The sequence below is a fragment of the Paraburkholderia sp. genome (genome assembly GCF_034668105.1).
Taxonomy (GTDB): Bacteria; Pseudomonadota; Gammaproteobacteria; order Burkholderiales; family Burkholderiaceae; genus Paraburkholderia.
This window is the reverse complement of record NZ_JAXDPY010000515.1, coordinates 1-5127: the sequence shown is the minus strand read 5'-3', so window position 1 is coordinate 5127 and position 5127 is coordinate 1. Positions and strand designations below refer to the sequence as shown.

The following is a 5127-nucleotide window of genomic DNA, read 5'->3' as shown; positions in this document are numbered from 1 at the left end:
AGCCCTGTTATCTGAAGCCGGCCGCCACGCGTCCCATCTGATCGATGCCGACGTCGAACAGGCGCATGAAGAATGGAATCATGTTCGGGATCATCAGCTGCAGGAGCAGCATGCCGATCAGCATCGTGAGGGGAAAGCCGATCTGGAAGACGCCGATTTGTGGTGCGGCGCGGTTGAGAATGCCCAGCGAGATGTTGGTGATGAGAAGCGCGACGACCACCGGCAGCGAGAGCAGGAGCCCCGCCGAAAACACCGTGCTGCCGAAAATCGCCAGGGTGTGCCAGCCCGGCGCGCCGAGGATGTTCGCGGACACAGGGACGGACTGGAAGGTGGTGAGCAGCGCGCTGATCATTTGCAGATGGCCGTCGATCACCAGAAACACCAGCATCGCGATCGTGTTCATGTAGCTCGACAGTACCGCGCTCGAACTGCCGGCTTGCGGGTCGAAGAATGTCGCGAAGCCGAGGCCCATGCCGAGGCCGACAAAGTCGCCGGTCGCGCTGATCGCCTGAAACACGATCTGCATCGTCATGCCGAGTGCGATGCCGATCAGGAACTGATTGACGATGATCCACACGCCTTCGGCGGAAAACACGGTCACTTGCGGCATGGCGCCGAGCGTGGGCGCGACGATGATGGTGGTGAAGGCCGCGAGGCCGACCTTCACGCGCGTCGGCAGCGATGTGTTGCCGAGCACCGGCGCGCTCGCCACCAGCGCGAGAATCCGCACGAACGGCCACAGGAATGCCGTGAGCCAGCCGTTCAGTTGAGCGTAGGTGACGGAAAACATGACGGTGGGAGAGGGGGCGAGCGCCGAGCCGGGGCCGGGGCCATGCTCAGTTGACGAGCGTGGGGATGTTGGTGAGCGTCTGGCGCAGGTAGTCGAGCATGGTCGTCAGCATCCAGGGGCCGGCGATCACCATCGTGATGGCGATCGCGAGCAGCTTCGGAATGAACGACAGCGTGGTTTCGTTGATCTGTGTCGCGGCCTGGAACAGGCTCACCACCAGACCGACCACCAGCGCGACCAGCAGCAAGGGCGCGGAGAGCAACAGGCCGACATACATGGCCTGGTGCGCGAGTGTCATGACGGATTCTTGATTCATGGCGAGTCGACTGGAAGCGTGAAAGGTTGAGTGGCGCGGCTAATGGACTTAACCAGGTGGCCCAGCCAGGGCCGCGGTCAAACAAAGCTCTGCGCGAGCGAGCCAAGCAGCAATTGCCAACCGTCGACCAGCACAAACAGCATCAACTTGAACGGCAGCGAGATCGTGGCGGGCGACACCATCATCATCCCCATCGACATCAGTACGCTCGCCACCACCATGTCGATGATCAGGAATGGGATGAAAATCGTGAAGCCGATCTGGAAGCCCGTCTTCAGCTCACTCGTCACGAACGACGGCACCAGCAGCGAGAGCGGCACGTCTTCCGGACCTTGCATGGGCGCCGCGTGCGAGATGCGGGCGAACAGCGCGAGATCGCTTTCGCGGGTCTGGCGCAGCATGAACGTCTTGAACGGCGCGAGGCCGCGGCTCACCGCTGTTTCCATCGGCAGGGTGCCGTCGGAGAACGGTTTGTAGCCGTCGTTATAAGCCTTGTCGAGCACCGGTGACATCACGAACAGCGTGAGGAACAGCGCGAGACCGACCAGCACCTGGTTGGGCGGCGTGGTGGTCGTGCCGAGCGCCTGGCGCAGCAGCGACAACACGATGATGATGCGCGTGAAGCTCGTCATCATCAGCACCATGGCCGGCAGGAACGACAACATGGTGAGCAGCAGCATCGTCTGCACGCTCAGCGAATAGGTCGTGCCGCCGTTCGGGCCCGGGCTCGTGTTGAAGGCCGGCAAGCCGGCGGCCTGCGCGAACGACAGCGTCGGCAGCGCGAGCATCAGCGCCGGCAACGCGACGGGCGCGAGACGGCGCAACACGGCAATGACTTTCGAGGCGGCGCGAGACATACGCGTGGCGTGCGCTTGACGTACCGATTGTGCTGATTGAAGACTGAACTGCATTACCGATCCCCGCTGCCTTGCCCATTGAAACGTTTGCCCACTTCGCCTTTCAACGCATCGCGAAAGCGTTGGCCGAAGGTGCCAGGCAATGCCGCGTTTGCACGTGATGAACCCGATGCGTCTGATGCGGCCGCTTGCGTGCCTGCGACCGGATCGAGCGCGGCTGAACCGGCGGGCATGGTGTGCAGCAGACGCACATTGCCGGGCGCCGTGCCGAGCACGAGCCACGTATCGCCGATCTCGACCACCGCGACCCGTTCCTTGCCGCCGAGCGAAGCGCCGCCGATCGTCTTCACGAGGCCGCCGCGACTATTGGGTTGCAAGCCGAAGCGGCGCGCGAGCCAGGCACACGCGAACACCAGACCGATCACGACCAGCAAGCCGACGATGGTTTGCAACACCGCGCCGACGCCGAGCGCCGGAACGGCTGTGCCGGCGCCCACGCCGGAGGCGATTTTCGCGGCGTTGTTGACGGCGTTCATGTCAGCTGCGTGCGCGGCCGATGGCGCGAAGATGGCCGCGGCGCTCAGCGCCGAGGTCGCCACTGAAGTTTGCGCGAACTTCCGCGCCGAAGTGACCATTGCCGTCCTTACCGTTGCGGCATGCAGAGCGCGCTTGAAAACAACGCGCGATGCATGGCACAACCGCAGCATGGCGCGACCGGCAACGCGTTTCATCGATTCAACTTCCGGATGCGTTCTGACGGCGTGATGATGTCGGTCAGACGGATGCCGAACTTGTCGTTCACCACCACTACTTCGCCCTGGGCGATCAGGCAGCCGTTCACCAGCACGTCCATGGGTTCACCGGCCAGGCCGTCCAGTTCCACGACCGAACCTTGCGCGAGTTGCAGCAGGTTGCGGATCGCGATCTTGGTGCGGCCGAGTTCGACGGTCATCTGGACGGGAATGTCCAGGATCATGTCGATGTCGTTGCGCGTCGAGCTCGGTTCGACCTTCGAGAGCGGCTGGAATACACCGGCCGTCGTCGCGCTGACTTCCGTGTTGTCGTTCTGCTCGGCCAGCGCGCTCGCCCAGTCGGCCATCGCCGCGTCGTCTTCGGCGCTGGCTGCGTCGGCGGCGAATTGCGGCTCGCCGGCGGCCAGTTCTGCCTCAGTCTTTGCGTTCAGGTCACTCATATCCACCATCCTTCATCGTTTCGGCTGCGCTGATCATCTTCTGGACCCGCAACGCGTACTGACCATTGAAAATTCCGTAGCCGCATTCCATCACCGGCACGCCATCGACTTTCGCGGTGATGTGTTCGGGAATGTTGATCGGCAGAACATCGCCCTTGCGCATGTTCAGGATCTGTTCGAACGTGACCGGCACCTGGGCTAAGTCGGCGGTCAGTTCCACTTCCGCTGCCTGCACCTGTTGCGACAGCACACGGACCCAGCGGCGGTCGACTTCGAGTGCCTCGCCCTGGATCGGCGACGACAGAATGTCGCGGATCGGTTCGATCATCGAATACGGCATGCAGATGTGCAGCGTGCCGCCCGTCGTGCCGAACTCGATCGAGAACTGCGTGACGATGACGATTTCATTCGGCGTCGCCACGTTGGCGAACTGCGTGTGCATTTCCGAGCGCACGTATTCGAACTGCAACGGGCGCACGCTTTTCCACGATGCCGCGTAGTGCTCGAACGTCAGATTGAGCAGCTTCATGATGATGCGCTGCTCGGTTGCCGTGAAATCGCGGCCTTCGACGCGGGTATGGAAGCGCCCGTCGCCGCCGAACAGATTGTCGACCACGAAGAACACCAGATTCGGGTCGAACACGAACAGCGACGTGCCGCGCAACGGCTTCACGTGGACCAGGTTCAGATTGGTCGGAATCGGCAGGTTGCGGGTGAACTCGCTGTACTTCAGCACCTTCACCGGACCGACGGAGATTTCCGCCGAGCGCCGCATGAAGTTGAAGATCCCGACGCGCAACAGACGCGCGAAACGGTCGTTGATGATTTCGAGGCCGGGCATCCGGCCACGGACGATGCGTTCCTGCGTCGCGATGTTGTACGGGCGTACGCCTGAGCGGTCGGTCTGCTCGGCTTCCGTGTCGGACTCGCCGGTGACGCCCTTGAGGAGGGCATCGACCTCCTCCTGGGACATGAACTCTTCGTGGCCCATTCCTTATTCCTCGTGCGTCCCGAAGCGGTTGATGATGGCGGCGTCGAAAAACACCAATGAGAACGTCACTGAAAACGTCACTGCACGATGAATTCGGTGAACAGCACGTCCTGGATATGGATCGGCGCGGCGCCGTTATCGGTCGGCTGTTCGATCAGCGTCCGGAGTTCGGTGGCCAGAGCGCGTTTACCGTCGAGCGGCGCGAGGTCGTTCGGGTGTTTGTTCGACAGTGCGAGGAGGATGCGGCTGCGCACTTCCGGCATGTGGTCGGTGAGTTCCTGCTGGGTCTTCGAGTCGGTGAGCTTGAGCGTCAGGCCGATGCGCAGGAAGTGTTGCTGACCGTCGTCCGATTGCAGATTGACGGTCATCGATTCGAGCGGGAAGAAGAGCGGCACGGCCAGCGGCGCTGGCGCGCTGACGGTTCCCGCCGATGCGGCGGCTGGGCTGCGCTGGGACATGAAGAACCACACACCCGTGCCGGCAGCGCCTGCCGCGACGATCGCGATGAGGACGATCAGGATGATGCGCTTCAAGGGGCCCGGGGAAGCGGGCACGACTTGCTGGTTTGCGGTCGGGGTTGCCATGAGGTTTGCTTTGCTTGCCTTTAGTGCTGGTGATGGTGATTGTTGTTGATTTGCCTGCGGCGCGATGGGTCGAAAAGAAGGGTTATTGAGGGCTATCTCTGGTTTTTGCCTATTCAGGCGGGGGGCCTTCGGCGATGGTTTTGGTTTTGGTTTGTTTGGCTGCGCCGCGATTGTTTGTCTGTTTGCCTACGGCGTTGGGCTGGTTGCCTGCGCGCGCTTGTTTGCATTGTGCTTTTATGGCGTTGGCCTTTCCTTGCTTTGTTATTGGTCTATTAGCGTCGCCCCTGTGCGGGGCGGGCACTTACTTCTCTTTGCCGCCGCAAAGAGAAGTAAGCAAGAGAAAGCGGCTCAAACCGCTAACTCTTAAGCGGGTCCCCCGCACAGCCACGGTAGTGGT

At 62.1% G+C, this 5127-nt stretch carries 7 protein-coding genes; all 7 read right to left on the bottom strand.

Annotated elements, in window-relative coordinates; translation table 11 throughout:
* Positions 1-7: 7 nt before the first annotated feature.
* The 7 genes from fliR to fliL all read right to left on the bottom strand — a co-directional run bounded on the left by fliR (position 8) and on the right by fliL (position 4730).
* Positions 8-790 (bottom strand): flagellar biosynthetic protein FliR, encoded by a 783-nt coding sequence (gene fliR / locus QOC89_RS23015; RefSeq protein ID WP_323047127.1) that lies wholly within the window; start codon positions 788-790, stop codon positions 8-10.
* Between the two features lie 46 nt (positions 791-836).
* Positions 837-1106, bottom strand: a complete 270-nt coding sequence (gene fliQ, locus QOC89_RS23010) for a flagellar biosynthesis protein FliQ (protein WP_323047126.1) — start codon at positions 1104-1106, stop codon at positions 837-839.
* A gap of 77 nt (positions 1107-1183) precedes the next feature.
* Positions 1184-2017, bottom strand: coding sequence for a flagellar type III secretion system pore protein FliP (fliP, locus tag QOC89_RS23005; protein WP_323047125.1), 834 nt, complete (start codon positions 2015-2017; stop codon positions 1184-1186).
* Complete coding sequence (fliO, locus tag QOC89_RS23000; RefSeq protein WP_323047124.1) at positions 2017-2598, bottom strand: flagellar biosynthetic protein FliO; 582 nt, start codon at positions 2596-2598, stop codon at positions 2017-2019. The genes fliP and fliO overlap by 1 nt, the downstream gene beginning before the upstream one ends.
* Positions 2599-2690: 92 nt before the next feature.
* The gene (gene fliN, locus QOC89_RS22995; RefSeq protein WP_323047123.1) at positions 2691-3155 is read right to left on the bottom strand and encodes a flagellar motor switch protein FliN; all 465 of its coding nucleotides are present in this window, start codon (positions 3153-3155) and stop codon (positions 2691-2693) included.
* A complete protein-coding gene (gene fliM, locus QOC89_RS22990; protein WP_323047122.1) occupies positions 3148-4146 on the bottom strand; it encodes a flagellar motor switch protein FliM in 999 nt (332 codons plus the stop codon). The genes fliN and fliM overlap by 8 nt, the downstream gene beginning before the upstream one ends.
* A 77-nt stretch (positions 4147-4223) precedes the next feature.
* Positions 4224-4730: a flagellar basal body-associated protein FliL gene (fliL, locus tag QOC89_RS22985; protein ID WP_323047121.1), complete on the bottom strand. Its 507-nt coding sequence runs from the start codon at positions 4728-4730 to the stop codon at positions 4224-4226.
* Positions 4731-5127 lie beyond the last annotated feature (397 nt).